Source organism: Segniliparus rotundus DSM 44985, from assembly GCF_000092825.1.
Lineage (GTDB): Bacteria > Actinomycetota > Actinomycetes > Mycobacteriales > Mycobacteriaceae > Segniliparus > Segniliparus rotundus.
Window position 1 is genome coordinate 1,271,747 of sequence record NC_014168.1, and the last position, 14,414, is coordinate 1,286,160.

Sequence of the window (14,414 nt, forward strand, 5' to 3'; positions counted from 1 at the left end):
GGGGAGCGCGGCAACCGGCCCGCCCCACACCTGGCCATACGATCCAGCGGCGACCATCGGTGTGCGGTAGCGTGAGGCGCATGTTCCAGAAAGTCCTGGTCGCCAATCGGGGAGAGATCGCGGTCCGGGCCTTCCGGGCCGCGTTCGAGCTGGGGGCGAAAACCGTTGCCGTCTACCCCTACGAGGACCGCTACTCGTTGCACCGTCTCAAAGCGGACGAGGCGTATCAGATCGGGGAAGTCGGCCATCCCGTGCGGGCGTACCTCGATGTGGACCAAGTCGTCGCGACGGCGAAGCGCTGCGGGGCGGACGCGATTTACCCCGGCTACGGGTTCCTTTCCGAGAACCCCCGGCTCGCTGCGGCGTGCGCGGAGGCGGGCATTGCGTTCATCGGGCCCTCTGCCGAGATTCTCGATCTCGCCGGCGACAAATCCCGGGCGATCGCGGCGGCCCGCGAGGCTGGCCTGCCGACGCTCGCCTCGGTTCCGCCGTCCTGCGACGTGGACGAGATCCTCGCCGCTTCGCGGTCGATGACGTTCCCGGTGTTCGTGAAGGCTGTCGCGGGCGGCGGCGGCAGGGGGATGCGCAGGGTGGCGGATCCGCAGGAGCTGCGCGAAGCGGTCCTCGCCGCATCTCGCGAGGCCGAGGCAGCGTTCGGCGACGGAGCCGTTTTCCTCGAACAGGCGGTGGTCAACCCCCGCCACATCGAAGTGCAGATCCTCGCCGATTGGCACGGCGATGTCGTCCACCTCTTCGAGCGGGACTGCAGCCTGCAACGCAGGCACCAGAAGGTCATCGAGCTCGCCCCGGCCCCGAACCTCGACCCGCAGCTGCGGGAGAAGATCTGCGCGGACGCGGTCGCTTTCGCCCGCCACATCGGGTACCGCTGCGCGGGAACGGTGGAATTCCTCGTGGACGAGCAGGGCAGGCATGTGTTCATCGAGATGAACCCGCGCATCCAAGTGGAGCACACCGTCACGGAGGAGATCACCGACGTCGATCTGGTGCGCAGCCAGATGCGGGTGGCCTCAGGCGAGACCTTGGAGGATTTGGGCCTGCGCCAGGAATCGCTCCAGATCCGGGGCGCGGCCATACAGTGCCGGATCACCACCGAGGACCCGGCGAACGGATTCCGCCCGGACACCGGCCGCATCACGGCCTACCGCAGTCCGGGCGGCGCAGGCGTGCGCCTGGACGGGGGCACGAGCCTCGGCGCCGCGGTCGGCGCGCATTTCGACTCGATGCTGGTGAAGCTCACCTGCCGGGGCGGGGATTTCGCGACAGCGGCCAGCCGCGCCCGCCGCGCGGTCGCGGAGTTCCGCATCCGCGGCGTGAGCACGAACATCCAGTTCCTCCAAGCGGTGCTCGACGACCCGGACTTCCAGGCCGGCCGCGTCACCACCTCGTTCATCGAGGAGCGCCCAGGACTGGTCAGCGCGAGGCATTCGGCGGACCGCGCCACCAAGATCCTCGACTACCTCGCCGACGTGACAGTGAACCGGCCGCACGGGGAGCGCCCGTCCAAGGTGTATCCGCACGACAAGCTCCCGGCAATCGATCTGAGCCTGCCGCCGCCGGACGGCTCCCGCCAGCGCCTGCTTTCGCTCGGCCCCGAGGGGTTCGCCCGGCATCTTCGGGACAGTCCCGGCGTGGGGCTGACCGACACCACGTTCCGCGACGCGCACCAGTCCCTGCTCGCCACCCGGCTGCGCACCACGGGCCTGCTCGCAGTCGCCCCCCACATCGCGCGCACGACGCCGCAGCTGCTTTCCATCGAGTGCTGGGGCGGCGCGACCTACGACGTGGCCCTCCGATTCCTCAAAGAGGACCCGTGGGACCGGCTTGCCGCGCTGCGCGAAACGATTCCCAACATCTGTCTGCAAATGCTGCTGCGCGGGCGCAACACGGTGGGCTACACCCCGTACCCGACCAAGGTGACGCACGCTTTCGTCCGCGAGGCCACGGCGACCGGAATCGACATCTACCGGATCTTCGACGCGCTCAACAATGTGGCCGCGATGCGTCCGGCCATCGAGGCGGTGCGCGAGACCGGCACATCTGTCGCCGAGGTCGCTCTGTGCTACACGGGCGATCTTTCCGATCCGGGCGAGCGCCTGTACACCCTCGACTACTATTTGCGCCTCGCCGAGGAGATCGTCGAGGCGGGCGCGCACGTCCTGGCGATCAAGGACATGGCGGGCCTTTTGCGCCCGCCCGCGGCGGCGGCCTTGGTCGCCGCGTTGCGCTCGCGTTTCGACCTGCCGGTGCATGTGCACACCCATGACACCCCTGGCGGCCAGCTCGCGACGTATTGGGCGGCCTGGCAGGCCGGGGCGAGCGCTGTGGACGGCGCGTCCGCCCCGCTCGCCGGGACGACCAGCCAGCCCGCTCTGTCCTCGATTGTCGCCGCCGCGGCGAACACGCCGCACGACACCGGGGTGGACCTGCGCGCAGTGTGCGCGTTGGAGCCGTACTGGGAGGCGATCCGCAAGGTGTACGCGCCGTTCGAATCGGGCCTGCCCTCGCCGACCGGCCGAGTGTACGAGCACGAGATACCGGGCGGCCAGCTCTCCAATCTGCGCCAGCAAGCCATCGCGCTGGGATTGGGCGACCGGTTCGAGCAGGTCGAAGAGTGCTATGCGGCCGCCGACCGTCTTCTGGGCCGCCTCATCAAGGTCACCCCGTCCTCCAAAGTGGTCGGCGACCTCGCGTTGGCGCTTGTGGGCGCGGGGGTCAGCGGCGAGGAGTTCGCGGCCGACCCGGGCCGCTTCGACATCCCGGACTCGGTGATCGGGTTTTTGCGCGGGGACCTGGGCGACCCCCCCGGCGGTTGGCCGGAGCCGTTCCGCGAGAAAGCGCTCAGCTCCCGCGCGCCCGCGAAGACGAAGGCCGAACTCACCGAGCAGGACGAGGCCGAGCTCGACGGCGCGAGCTCGCAGCGCAGGGCCGCGCTGAACCGTCTGCTCTTCCCCGGGCCGGCAGAAGAGTTCCGGACGCACCGGGAGCGGTACGGGGACACGTCCCGGTTGTCCGCGAACCAGTTCTTCTACGGGCTGCGCCACGGCGACGAGCACCGGGTGCAGCTCGAACCAGGTGTGGAGCTGCTGATCGGCCTTGAAGCGATCTCCGACGCGGACGAGCGCGGCATGCGGACGGTGATGTTCCTGCTCAACGGGCAATTGCGCCCGGTTCAGGCTCGGGATCGTTCCGTCGCGAGCGAGGTCGTCGAGGCGCAGAAGGCGGATCGGAGCAATCCGGGGCATGTCCCCGCGCCGTTCGCCGGGACGGTCACCGTCTCGGTGGAGCCGGGCCAGGAGGTCGGGGAGGGCGACACGGTCGCGACGATCGAAGCGATGAAGATGGAGGCCGCGATCACTGCGCCGCGGGCGGGCAAGGTTGCGCGGATCGCTGTGGGGCCGACTGCGCGCGTGGAGGGCGGCGATTTGTTGCTCGTGATCGAGTGAGGCGCGGCGCGCGCAGATTTGTTGATAAGATCGGCCCATGTTGGCATTGATCGGTTTCTTGCTTGTTCTGTGGTTGGCCTTGACGATCGTCGGCCTCCTGGTGAAGACCTTGGCCTGGCTTGTGTACGTCGGCGCACTGCTCTTTGTCGTCACCGCGGTGATCGGCTGGGTGAAACGGAAGGCTTCGAGCGCAAGCCAGTAGCCGTGCTCGCAATCCTGCCGTTCTGAGCCGGTGATCCGCGACGCGCCCGGCGTGCGAGCCCGCATCCCGCCGCGTCCCTCTTTCGCTCTGTCGGGTTTCGCTGTGGCAGGGCTTGCGCCGGGGGAGTCCTTGCGGGTCGTGCCGGGGGGTGATGGCGGCGGCCGAATTGTCGGCGCCGCGCAACTCATTTTTCGTCCTGCCGAATCATGGGGTTGAGAACGCAAGCAAAGCAAGGCATCCTTACTGTCGACTTGAAGTCCGCCCCCTCCCCGCACACGGGGACCCCACGGAAGGCTCCCACAATGAGCGAGCAGAGCCCTGTCGCCGTCTTGCGCCTCTCCGCGCTCTTGCGAAGTCCGCTGACCACGCGCTCCGGCGAATCGGTCGGCCGGGTGGACGACGTCATCGTGCGTCTGCGCGGCGCGGAGCACCCTCTGGTCACGGGGTTGGTCGCCCAGGTCGGCGGCCGGCGCGTGTACATCGCCAACGACCAGGTCGCGGCTCTTTCCCCGCACGGCGCGCAGCTGGCCTCCGAACGGGTCGACCTGCGCAGCTTCGAGCGGCGGGAAGGCGAGGTGCTGCTCTCGTCGGACATCCTGGATCACCGGCTCATCGACGTCGCGGAGGTCGAATTGGTCCGCGCGTGGGATGTGGAGCTGGAGAAAACCGCCGAAGGGTGGGTGCTGGCCAGGCTCGACACCCGCCGTCCCGCGCGCTTCTTCGGGCTCATCAAGCAAGGCGACGGGCATCCGGGCCGGGACTGGAAAGCGTTCGCCCCGCTCATCGGGCACAACCCGAGCGCTCTGCTGCGCGGCAAGCAAGGCCTGTTGGCGAAGCTGCGCCCCGCAGACCTCGCGGACCTGCTGGAGGAGGCCGACAAGGCCGAGGGCGAGGAGATCCTCGAACAGGTCCACGCGGACCCCGAGCTGGAAGCCGACGTGTTCGAGGAGCTCGACCCCGACCACGCGACCAAACTGCTCGGCAATATGAGCGACGAAGAGGCGGCCTCCGTGCTCGCGCACATGGAAGCCGACGACGCGGCCGACGCGATCAGCGAGCTGCGCCAGTCTCGCCGCCAGAAGGTGCTCGACTTGCTTCCTGCGGGCCAGCGCGCCAAAGTGCTCACCCTGATGGGTTTCAACCCTGGCAGCGCGGGCGGGCGCATGAACGTCGGCGTCCTTTCCCTGCCCGAGTCGGCGACTGCCGCCCAAGCGCTCCACGCCATCGCGCAGGCCAAGGACCACGAGCCGGAATCCCTGATGACGATGCATGTGGCCAACGAAGCCGGCCAGCTCGCCGGCGTCGTGGAGGTCATCACACTGTTGCAGTCCGACCCGCAGGCGCAACTGAAAGACATCATGGACGACGACCCGGTGCGAGTTGGCCCGGAGGCAGACCTTGAGGACGTGGCCCTGCTGATGGACGACTACAACCTGCCCGCGATCACGGTGGTCGACCCCGAGAACCGCGTGCTCGGCGTGGTGACCATCGACGACGTGCTGGAAGAGATCATTCCGGAAGATTGGCGACGCCGAAGTCCAGACCCGCGCCACGAGACGCAGGGCGCCGAGGAGTCGGACGCTCCGCCAGGAGGGGCCCGTGACTGATCGGCAGAAGCAGTCCGCGGTCCTCGACTCGGCGCACCTGGGCGACATCGAGGGCGCCTTCGGGAAGGTCAAAGCCGACGACGCGCACAGCAACCCCGGCTTCAAGCGGCGACTGATGACGTTGCTGGCGATCATGGGGCCGGGGCTCATCGTGATGGTCGGCGACAACGACGCCGGCGGGGTGGCGACATACGCCCAGGCCGGCCAGGTCTACGGGTACTCGCTGCTCTGGGTGCTGCTCCTGTTGGTGCCGGTGCTGATCGTGAACCAAGAAATGGTGGTGCGCCTCGGCGCGGTGACCGGCGTCGGCCACGCCCGGCTCATCAACGAACGGTTCGGGCGGGGCTGGGGCTGGTTCTCGGTCGGCGACCTTTTCCTCTTGAACTTCCTCACCATCATCACCGAGTTCATCGGGGTTTCTCTCGCAGCGGACCACCTCGGCGTCTCGAAATACATCGTGGTGCCCACCTGCGCCGTCGCCCTCATCGCCATTATGGCTTCGGGCAATTTCCGGCGCTGGGAGCGCGCCATGTTCGCGTTCATCGCGGTGGCCTTGCTCCAGATCCCGCTTTTGTTCTTCTGCAAGCCGAATTGGGGTCAGGCCGCGCACGGTTTTGTGGTTCCCCACATCGCGGGCGGGCTCACCTCGGACTCGATCCTGCTCATCATCTCGATGGTGGGGACGACGGTTGCGCCGTGGCAGCTCTTCTTCCAGCAGTCCAACATTGTGGACAAGCGCATCACCCCCCGGTTCATCAGCTATGAGCGGGCGGACACTGTGATCGGCTCGTTCGTCGTGATCGTCGGCGCAGCGGCGTTGGTGATGATCGCCGACTACGCGGCCCGGTCCACGCCGGACGGCAAGCGGCCAGCCTGGGACGACGACGACGGCGTGAAGATCATCGCGGACCTTTTGGGGCAGCACGCGCCGTGGATGGGGCAGATGTTCGCAATCATCCTTCTGGACGCCAGCATCATCGGGGCCGCCGCCGTGACCCTCTCGACCAGTTACGCCTTCGGCGACGTGTTCGGCCTCAAGCACTCGCTGCACAGAAGCTTCAAGGACGCCAAGCAGTTCTATTTCTCGTACACGGCGATGATCGTCGTCGCTGCCGCGATTCCGCTCATCCCCGGTGCGCCGCTCGGGCTGATAACCCAGGCCGTGCAGGCCCTCGCGGGGTTGCTCCTGCCGAGCGCGAGCGTGTTCCTCCTGCTGCTGTGCAACGACCGCGAGGTGCTCGGCCCCTGGGTGAACAAGACATGGCTGAACATCGTCGCCGGGGTCATCGTCGCTGTTCTGCTGCTCTTGTCCGGCATTCTTATGGCGACGACGCTGTTCAAAAATCTCGACGTGGTGCAGCTGACGTTGCAGTTGGCCGCTGGCATCACGGTCGCGGCGATCGCGTTCGGGGCGAGCGTGTGGGCGCTGGGGCGGCGGCGCAGATCGGCGGCGGAGCCGGCGAAACCCGTTTTCAGCCCCAGCGCCAAGATGTCGTGGCGCATGCCGCCCCTGGCTCTGCTCAAACCGGTCGCATGGTCGGCTGGCACGAAATTCTCGATGCTGGCCCTGCGCGCGTACCTTGTTGCGGGCGCTGTGCTCTTGCTGGTGAAAGCGGTGCAGCTCGGCAAGGCGGGTTGAGGGGCGCCGCCGGTCCCTTGCGTCGGATTCGAATCCATGTTCTACTTGCAGTATGGACAGTGTCGAACGTGTGTTCTCCGGATGGCCGTCTCCCGCCGCGGACTATGAGGCGCGGGCTTTGGATCTGTCCGCGCTGGTGGCGCCGCGTCCGGCGGCCACGTTCTACTGGCGGGCGCGGGGCGACGCGTTGTCCGGGTCCGGTGTTTTGCCGGATTCTCTTCTGGTCGTGGACCGATCCCTCGAGCCCCGCCTGGGGTCGGTGGTGGTCGCCTCTGCCGGGGAGGGGGGGTTTGTGGTCACCCGGTTGCGCGAGGCTGCCGTTGCCGCGCCGGACGCCGTGTGGGGCATGGTGACATGGGCGATCACCCGTGTCCGCTGAACAGGGCTTTGTGGCCGCGCTGGTGGACGTGGACTGTATGTATGTGTCCTGCGAGCGGGTTTTCGACCCCGCTTTGCGCGGCCTTCCGGTCGTGGTGCTGTCGAACAATGACGGCTGTGTGGTGTCCCGCTCGGCGGAGGCGAAAACGCTCGGCGTCGCGATGGGCCAGCCGTGGTTCCAGGTCCGCAAGGACCCCCGCTTTGCGCGACGGGTTCTCGCGCGGTCCTCGAACTACGAGTTGTACGCGGACATGTCCAACCGGTTCGTCGCCGTGCTGGAGGCCGTGTGCGCGCGTGTCGACCAGTACTCGATCGATGAGTGCTTCCTCTGGCTTCCCAGGGCTGAGTCGATGGAGCTCGCCAGGTCGATACGAGAGCTGTGCGGCAAGTGGGCGGGCTTGCCGGTGCGCGTGGGCGTCGGTGAGACCAGGACCTTGGCGAAGGCGGCCAGCCACGAGGCGAAGGCCCCTGGGCGCGCCGGTGTGTGCGATCTGACCCGATGGCAGCAGGGCGCAGTGGACGAACTCTTGGCGCGCACGCCGGTCGCCGATGTGTGGGGCGTCGGGCGCCGTCTCGCGAGCAAGCTCGGCTCGGTCGGCGTCCGCACGGCCATCGATCTGAAATCGCTCGAACCGAGGCGGGCGCGAGGGCTGGGCACCGTTCAGCTTGAGCGCACTGTCCGTGAGCTCGGCGGAGTCCGTTGCGACGGGGCGCAGGAGCCTGCTGAGTCGCATCAGATGGTCTGCTCGCGGATGTTCGGCAGGCCGGTCGTCGATGCTGAAGAAATGCTTGCGGCGATCACTGACCGGATCGACCAAGTCGCGGCCCGCTTGCGCGGGCGGGGCATGGACGCGGGCCACCTCGCGGTGTCGATGGCCACGTCGCCGTACGCGCAAGGCCCCCGCAGCGCCGTGACAGCGTGCGCGAGCTTGCCGCAGCCGAGCGACGATCCGGTCTTGCTCGCCTGTGCCGCCCGCGAGCTCGGCGAGCGGCTGTTCCAACCGGGGTGCTCGTACATTCGTTGCGGGGTGGTCCTCGGAGATTTGGCTCCGGCGGGGGAGCGCATGGCCTGGGGCGCCGAGCCGGAATTGTCCCCGAGCGTTTGGCAGACGGTGGACCGTGTGCGTGCCAAGCATGGCAGGGACTCCGTGACCCTTGGCCCGCCCCGGCTGCGGGCCTGGGAGATGCGCCGGGACTTCCTTTCGCCCGCCTACACCACCCGTTGGGACCAACTGCCGCTGGCGAGGGCGGTGTGAGCTGGATCGGCAAACGCGTGTTTCCTGGGGTTTCGGCTTCGTGGAGCTGCGGTTTTGCAGGGGCGGCGTCGTATGCTATCGCCATGAACGAGCTGCGGCAGATGGCCGGGAGGCACTGGGCCGCAGGTTCGCCGTTGCGCCGAAAGGCCGTGAATCGGGGCCCAGGGCGCCCTGGGGTTTCTTCGCATTGGACGTTGAAAGCGGTGTCTGCTTTGATGGCGGTGCTCGCGCTCGCCGCCACCGGGATCGGGTGGCGCGTCTACGACCAGATCAACCAGGTCGGCCGAGGCGGCGACCCGCTCGGCCCGAAGTCGGTCGACGGCTCCACGAACATCCTGCTCATCGGGCTCGACTCCCGCAAGGACCAGGACGGGAAAGACCTGCCGTCCTCGCTGCTGGAGAAGCTGCATGCCGGAGACGGCGACGAGGGCGGCTATAACACGAACACGCTGATCCTGATCCACATACCGGCTGGGCGCGGCAAAGCGGTCGCCTTTTCGATCCCGCGTGACGACTATGTCACTGTGCGGGGGATCAAGGGGTACAGCAAGATCAAAATCAAAGAGGCGTACGGGCTGAAGAAGTTCGAGGTTGAGAACGAATTGGTCGACAAGGGGGAGTCCGACCGGAAAACAATCGAGCGCGAAGGCCGCGAGGCGGGCAGGCAGGAGACGATCCGAACGGTGCGCGAACTCCTCGGCGTGCCGATCGACCAGTACGCCGAGGTCAACCTTGTCGGATTCTACGACGTGGCGAAGGCCCTCGGCGGTATCGAGGTGTGTCTGAACCACGCGGTCTACGACGATTACTCGGGGGCCAATTTCCGCAAGGGGCTTCAGACTCTTGACGCGTCGGACGCCCTTGCGTTCGTCCGCCAACGCCACGGCTTGGACAACGGCGACCTCGACCGCACGCACCGCCAACAAGCCTTCTTGGCCTCGGTGCAGCACAAGCTGAACTCGTCCGGGGCGTTGTCGGACCTTGGACGACTGCGCTCCCTTGTGTCCGTCGTGCAGAAGGACGTGGTGCTCTCCCCGAATTGGGACGTGGTCAGCTTCATCCAGAAGGTGCAGCAGAACACCGGCGGGGAAGTCGAGTTCCGCACCTTGCCGGTGGAGGGCTACGAGACGGTCGACGACCAGGATGTCAACATCATCAACCCCAAGAAGGTCGCAGCCGAGGTGCAGCAGGCATTCGGCCAACGCCCCGCCCCGCCGCCCCCGCCGTCCTCCTCTGCCGTTCAGGCTATCGGCGACGGGGCGACCAGGCCTGCCGCATCTGGCTCGAGCCCAGAGACGCCGGATCGCGGCAAGCCTGTGGAGACCGGCGGGATTCCCTGCGTGGACTGATGGCGCCGACGCGCCGCTCGTTGTGATCGCCCGCGAGGCCGGGCTGTCGCGCAGCACCCTGCTTCGGCGGCTCGGCGGCTCGCCGCCGGGCGTGTCCGCGATCTGCCGCTCTCCTTGCTCGTGCAGCAGATGGTGGCGCCGATCGTGGTGCGCGCAATGACGCGTCTGGCTATTGCGGCGGCACCGCAGATCGACCTGCCCGAGCTTGATGAGGCATGCGACGTGTTCGCTGAAGCATTTCTGCAGGCAGTGGCGGTTCCTTAGCCGAGGACGGCGATGCTAGCGGCCGATCGCGCGCAGCACGTCTTGGGCGACGGCAGCTTGCCCTTCGGGCGTGGGGTGCAGGGCGAAATTCGGCCCGCCGATGTGCGAGCCGTCGCCGCGCACCCACGGCTGTTCGGAGCAGACCCCATGGTCGCCGTGGGTGTTCGGATCGACATAGATCGATCCGGTTTGCGCGGCGGCTGCTTTCAGCGCGTCGTTGACGCGGGCCTGAAGGCTGTCCATGTACGCGGCGTCGGCGTCGTTGTACGAGCCCCACGCGTCGCACCAGGCGCTTCCCATGCGCAGGTAGCCCACGAAGACGATCTTCGCGTTCGGGTTGATCTCATGGATCTTCTGCGCGCCTTCAACGGTCGAGTCTACGATCCGTTTCGAAAACTCGTTCATATCGGCGAGCTGCGGGGTGCCTTCCACTTTGGCCTGGCAGTTGCCGTTGTTGCAGTCCCGGAAGAGCACCCCGGAAAGGGTGTCGTTGGAGAGCCCGAACGTCATTGTGACCAGATCTGTGTCGGGGGTGACCGAATCCGTCAAAGCTTGGGGTTGCCCGCCCCAGCCGAGACCGCCGGGAAGAACGTTGGTGAGCCCGTACGATTGGCCGCCGCTACAGCTCAGGTCGACGAACGTGTTCCCTCGCTCGAGATTGAGGGCGGTGGCGACCTGTGACGGGTAGTTGTTGAAGGATCGGCGGCACGAACCGGAGGGGTCGTCCACGGGGTCTTGGAAAGGCGAGGAGGCGTAGGAGTCGCCGAGCGCGACGTACTTGCGGATCTGATTCGCCGCGGCTGCGTCCGGAGCTGGAGCAGTGGCGTCCGCCGGGGGCGGGGGCGGCGCAGCGGTATCGGCCGGGGGAGCAGGGCTGGGAACAGGGGCGTCCGAAGGGGCGGGAGCCGGCGCGGGGGCCGGGTCGGGCGCGGGTGTCTCGGCCGGGGGCGGGGGAGCCGCTTCGGCCGTGGGAGCTGGCGCAGGTGTTTCGGCCGGGGGAGCAGGGCTGGGAACAGGGGCGTCCGAAGGGGCGGGAGCCGGTGCGGGGGCTGGGTCGGGCGCGGGCGCCGGAGCGGCGGTGTCCGCCGGGGGTGGGGGTGGGTCGGTCGGGTCAGCCTGGGCGAAAACGCCGCAGAAGCTGCCAACCAGAGCCATCGCGAACAACGACCTCAAGGCAACGGATTGTTTCATAGCAGGCACATACTAGCTTGTGCCGCGTCGCGAAACCTGTGGCGTCCGCTGTGGATTCGGGTACAGGTGGCTGGGACTTCTCTGGCAGTGCCCGGTTTCGAACCTGGACGGCGGCGGTCGGAGACTTTCGTCAACAACCTATCTGCATTGCTCGTGATACGCGTCGTTCGCGGCGTTGACTGCCTGCACGTTGCGCTCGTACACCTTTGTGGCGTGGATGTTGCCTCCGTCGAGATCGCCGTTCTCAATGGCTCCTTCCAACGTGTTGGCGTAATCGTCGAAAGACTTCGCGTCCCTCTCGTAGACGTAGGAGAGAACGGGGTCGTCAAGGTAGGGTTGTATTTTGTGCAGTTTGCCGCCGATTGTGCGGGCGACCTCCACGATCTTGCGCTGTGTCGCGGCGAGGGCGGCGGTGTCGTCGCCGTCCTTGAGCGCGTCGGCGGTCTTGCGCAGATTTGCGAGATTTCTGGCGAGCTTCGCGTACTCGCCTGAGGCTTGTGTCAACCGCGCGCAGTCGGCGGCTTTGTCCGCCATCGCGGGCGGGGCGCTGAAGAGGGCGAGCAGCAGGAGCGCAGGGGCGAGGGCCTGCGATCGGCGAATGACCACAACGGTTCCTTCCAATCTCGGAGCGGTGCTGACGGCAGTCTACAGTGCGCTCGGGTGATGGGCGTGCTCAGAATATCGGCGGGGTTATCGTCCGATCAGGTTTGCGGCTCCGCCGCCGCGAGGCCGAGCGGCGCTGTCGCGGCGCAACCAGGGTCAGCTTTGGGCTGCGGAAAGGATGGCGTTGAATGTTTTGCTCGGCCGCATCACTGCGGTGAGCGTGTCGCTGCTCGCCGCGTAGTAGCCCCCGATGTCCACAGGCTTGCCCTGGACTTCGGCGAGCTCCTCAATGATGACGGCCTCGTTCTTGGCCAGTTCGTCGGCTATAGTGGCGAACCGTTCTGCAAGCTGCCGGTCTTCGGTCTGCGAGGCGAGTTCTTGGGCCCAGTACAGAGCGAGGTAGAACTGGCTTCCTCGGTTGTCGAGCTCGCCCGTCTTGGGGGACGGGTTCTTGTTGTTGCCCAGCAACGTGCCGGTCGCGGCGTCCAGCGCCTTGGCCAAGATCGCCGCCCGGGTGTTGCCGGTTTTGGCTCCAAGGTCCTCCAGGCTGACTGCGAGCGCGAGGAACTCGCCAAGGGAGTCCCACCGCAAGTGGTTCTCCTCGATCAGCTGCTTGACGTGTTTGGGGGCCGAGCCGCCCGCGCCGGTTTCGTACAGCCCGCCCCCGGCCATCAACGGCACGATGGAAAGCATCTTGGCGCTGGTGCCCAGTTCGAGGATCGGGAACAGGTCGGTCAGGTAGTCGCGCAGGATGTTCCCGGTGGCGGCAATGGTGTCCTGCCCGCGCATCGCGCGCTCAATCGTGTGCCGCATGGCCCGCTCCTGCGACATGATCGAGATGTCGAGGCCCTCGGTGTCATGGTCTTTCAGGTACGTGTTGACTTTTTTGCGCAGCTCGTTCTCGTGCGGACGCTCCTGGTCCAGCCAGAACACGACGGGCATGCCGGAGTTGCGGGCCCTGTTCACGGCCAGTTTCACCCAGTCTCGGATCGGCGCGTCCTTGACCACGGGCATACGCCAGATGTCCCCGGCCTCCACATTTTGGGACAGCAGTACTTCGCCTGTGGCGATGTCCACGATGTTGGCGACTCCGTCCTCGGGGATTTCGAACGTCTTGTCGTGGGAGCCGTACTCTTCCGCTTGTTGCGCCATCAGGCCCACATTGGGGACAGTGCCCATGGTCGTCGGGTCGAACTGGCCGTGAGTCTTGCAGAAGTTGATGATCTCCTGGTAAATGCGCGAGAAAGTGGACTCGGGGTTCACGGCCTTGGTGTCCTTGGGCCGCCCGTCCGCTCCGTACATCTTGCCGCCCGCGCGGATCATCGCGGGCATGGAGGCGTCGACGATCACGTCGCTGGGCGAGTGGAAGTTCGAGATGCCCTTGGCCGAGTCCACCATTGCCAGCTCGGGCCTGTGCTCATGGCACGCGTGCAGGTCGCGGATGATCTCTTCGTGCTGCGAGGCGGGCAGTTTCTCGATCTTGCTGTACAGGTCGGACATGCCGTTGTTGACGTTGACGCCCAGCTCGTCGAACAGCTCCTGGTGTTTGGCGAAGGCGTCCTTGTAGAAGATCTTGACCGCGTGCCCGAACACGATGGGGTGCGACACCTTCATCATCGTCGCTTTGACGTGCAAGGAGAACATCACACCGGTCTCATAGGCGTCCTGCATCTGCTCTTCGTAGAAGTCGCACAGGGCTTTCTTGCTCATGAACATGCTGTCGATGATGTCGCCCGACAACAGCTTCACCTCGGGTTTGAGCACGGTCTTCTCGCCGTCGCTGTTCACCAGCTCCATCCGGACGTCGCGCGCGCGGTCCAGCGTGAGCGACTTCTCGCCGTGGTAGAAATCGCCGTGCTTCATCGTCGCCACATGGGTGCGCGACGCTTGGGACCAGGCTCCCATGCTGTGCGGGTGCTTACGCGCGTACTCCTTGACCGCTTTGGGCGCGCGGCGGTCGGAGTTGCCTTCCCGCAGCACCGGATTCACAGCGCTGCCCAAACATTTGCCGTACCGGGTCTTGATGGCCAGCTCTTCGTCTGTTTTCGGATCGCCAGGGTAGTCCGGAATGGCGTATCCCTTGCCCTGCAGCTCTTTGATCGCGGCCAGGAGCTGCGGCACCGAAGCGCTGATGTTCGGCAGTTTGATGATGTTGGTGTCGGGCAACTGGGTCAGCCTGCCCAGCTCGGCCAGATCGTCTGGCGCGCGTTGGGATTCGGCCAGATAGTCGGGGAACTCGGCCAGGATGCGTGCCGCCAAGGAGATGTCGCTGGTCTTGACGACGATGTCGGCTTCTTTGGCGAAGGTTCGCACGATCGGCAGAAATGCATGGGTCGCAAGCAGCGGCGCCTCATCGGTCAGGGTGTAGATGATCGTTGGCTGCTGGGCGCTCAATTCCCCTCCGGCATTCGTTTCGGTCGGTTCTCTAAAGAACTCTGCGTTTGCGTTCTCAAGGCGCCCC

General features: G+C 66.6%; 11 protein-coding genes. 8 read left to right on the plus strand and 3 right to left on the minus strand.

What is annotated here, in order from left to right; genetic code table 11:
* Positions 1-80: 80 nt before the first annotated feature.
* The 8 genes from SROT_RS06500 to SROT_RS16735 all read left to right on the plus strand — a co-directional run bounded on the left by SROT_RS06500 (position 81) and on the right by SROT_RS16735 (position 10,159).
* Entirely contained in the window at positions 81-3,464 is a 3,384-nt protein-coding gene (locus SROT_RS06500) for a pyruvate carboxylase (protein WP_013138224.1), read from the plus strand.
* Positions 3,465-3,501: 37 nt separating this feature from the next.
* On the plus strand, positions 3,502-3,666 hold the full coding sequence (locus SROT_RS16730) for a hypothetical protein (RefSeq protein ID WP_013138225.1): 165 nt from the start codon (positions 3,502-3,504) through the stop codon (positions 3,664-3,666).
* 302 nt (positions 3,667-3,968) lie between these two features.
* On the plus strand, positions 3,969-5,273 hold the full coding sequence (locus tag SROT_RS06510) for a magnesium transporter MgtE N-terminal domain-containing protein (protein WP_041407014.1): 1,305 nt from the start codon (positions 3,969-3,971) through the stop codon (positions 5,271-5,273).
* Positions 5,266-6,912: an Nramp family divalent metal transporter gene (locus SROT_RS06515; RefSeq protein WP_013138227.1), complete on the plus strand. Its 1,647-nt coding sequence runs from the start codon at positions 5,266-5,268 to the stop codon at positions 6,910-6,912. Before SROT_RS06510 ends, SROT_RS06515 begins: the two co-directional genes overlap by 8 nt.
* Positions 6,913-6,964: 52 nt before the next feature.
* Complete coding sequence (locus SROT_RS06520) at positions 6,965-7,291, plus strand: S24 family peptidase (RefSeq protein WP_013138228.1); 327 nt, start codon at positions 6,965-6,967, stop codon at positions 7,289-7,291.
* Complete coding sequence (locus tag SROT_RS06525) at positions 7,281-8,546, plus strand: Y-family DNA polymerase (protein WP_041407016.1); 1,266 nt, start codon at positions 7,281-7,283, stop codon at positions 8,544-8,546. Before SROT_RS06520 ends, SROT_RS06525 begins: the two co-directional genes overlap by 11 nt.
* 83 nt (positions 8,547-8,629) lie before the next feature.
* Positions 8,630-9,895, plus strand: coding sequence for an LCP family protein (locus SROT_RS06530; protein ID WP_049773317.1), 1,266 nt, complete (start codon positions 8,630-8,632; stop codon positions 9,893-9,895).
* 114 nt (positions 9,896-10,009) lie between these two features.
* Complete coding sequence (locus SROT_RS16735) at positions 10,010-10,159, plus strand: hypothetical protein (protein ID WP_187288065.1); 150 nt, start codon at positions 10,010-10,012, stop codon at positions 10,157-10,159.
* A 15-nt stretch (positions 10,160-10,174) separates the two neighbouring features.
* Here the strand turns inward: SROT_RS16735 and SROT_RS16020 are convergent, their stop codons facing one another.
* The 3 genes from SROT_RS16020 to SROT_RS06545 all read right to left on the minus strand — a co-directional run bounded on the left by SROT_RS16020 (position 10,175) and on the right by SROT_RS06545 (position 14,347).
* Complete coding sequence (locus SROT_RS16020) at positions 10,175-11,350, minus strand: SGNH/GDSL hydrolase family protein (protein ID WP_083777844.1); 1,176 nt, start codon at positions 11,348-11,350, stop codon at positions 10,175-10,177.
* Positions 11,351-11,488: 138 nt separating this feature from the next.
* Positions 11,489-11,956, minus strand: a complete 468-nt coding sequence (locus SROT_RS06540; RefSeq protein ID WP_013138232.1) for a hypothetical protein — start codon at positions 11,954-11,956, stop codon at positions 11,489-11,491.
* 153 nt (positions 11,957-12,109) lie between these two features.
* Entirely contained in the window at positions 12,110-14,347 is a 2,238-nt protein-coding gene (locus SROT_RS06545; RefSeq protein ID WP_013138233.1) for an NADP-dependent isocitrate dehydrogenase, read from the minus strand.
* Between the last annotated feature and the right edge of the window lie 67 nt (positions 14,348-14,414).

What these genes read in the sequence shown, in the direction of transcription:
- SROT_RS06500 (WP_013138224.1), top strand. Translation starts at nt 81, where the DNA reads ATGTTCCAGAAAGTCCTGGTCGCCAATCGGGGAGAGATCGCGGTCCGG.
- SROT_RS16730 (WP_013138225.1), top strand. Translation starts at nt 3,502, where the DNA reads ATGTTGGCATTGATCGGTTTCTTGCTTGTTCTGTGGTTGGCCTTGACG.
- SROT_RS06510 (WP_041407014.1), top strand. Translation starts at nt 3,969, where the DNA reads ATGAGCGAGCAGAGCCCTGTCGCCGTCTTGCGCCTCTCCGCGCTCTTG.
- SROT_RS06520 (WP_013138228.1), top strand. Translation starts at nt 6,965, where the DNA reads ATGGACAGTGTCGAACGTGTGTTCTCCGGATGGCCGTCTCCCGCCGCG.
- SROT_RS06530 (WP_049773317.1), top strand. Translation starts at nt 8,630, where the DNA reads ATGAACGAGCTGCGGCAGATGGCCGGGAGGCACTGGGCCGCAGGTTCG.
- SROT_RS16020 (WP_083777844.1), bottom strand. Translation starts at nt 11,350, where the DNA reads ATGAAACAATCCGTTGCCTTGAGGTCGTTGTTCGCGATGGCTCTGGTT.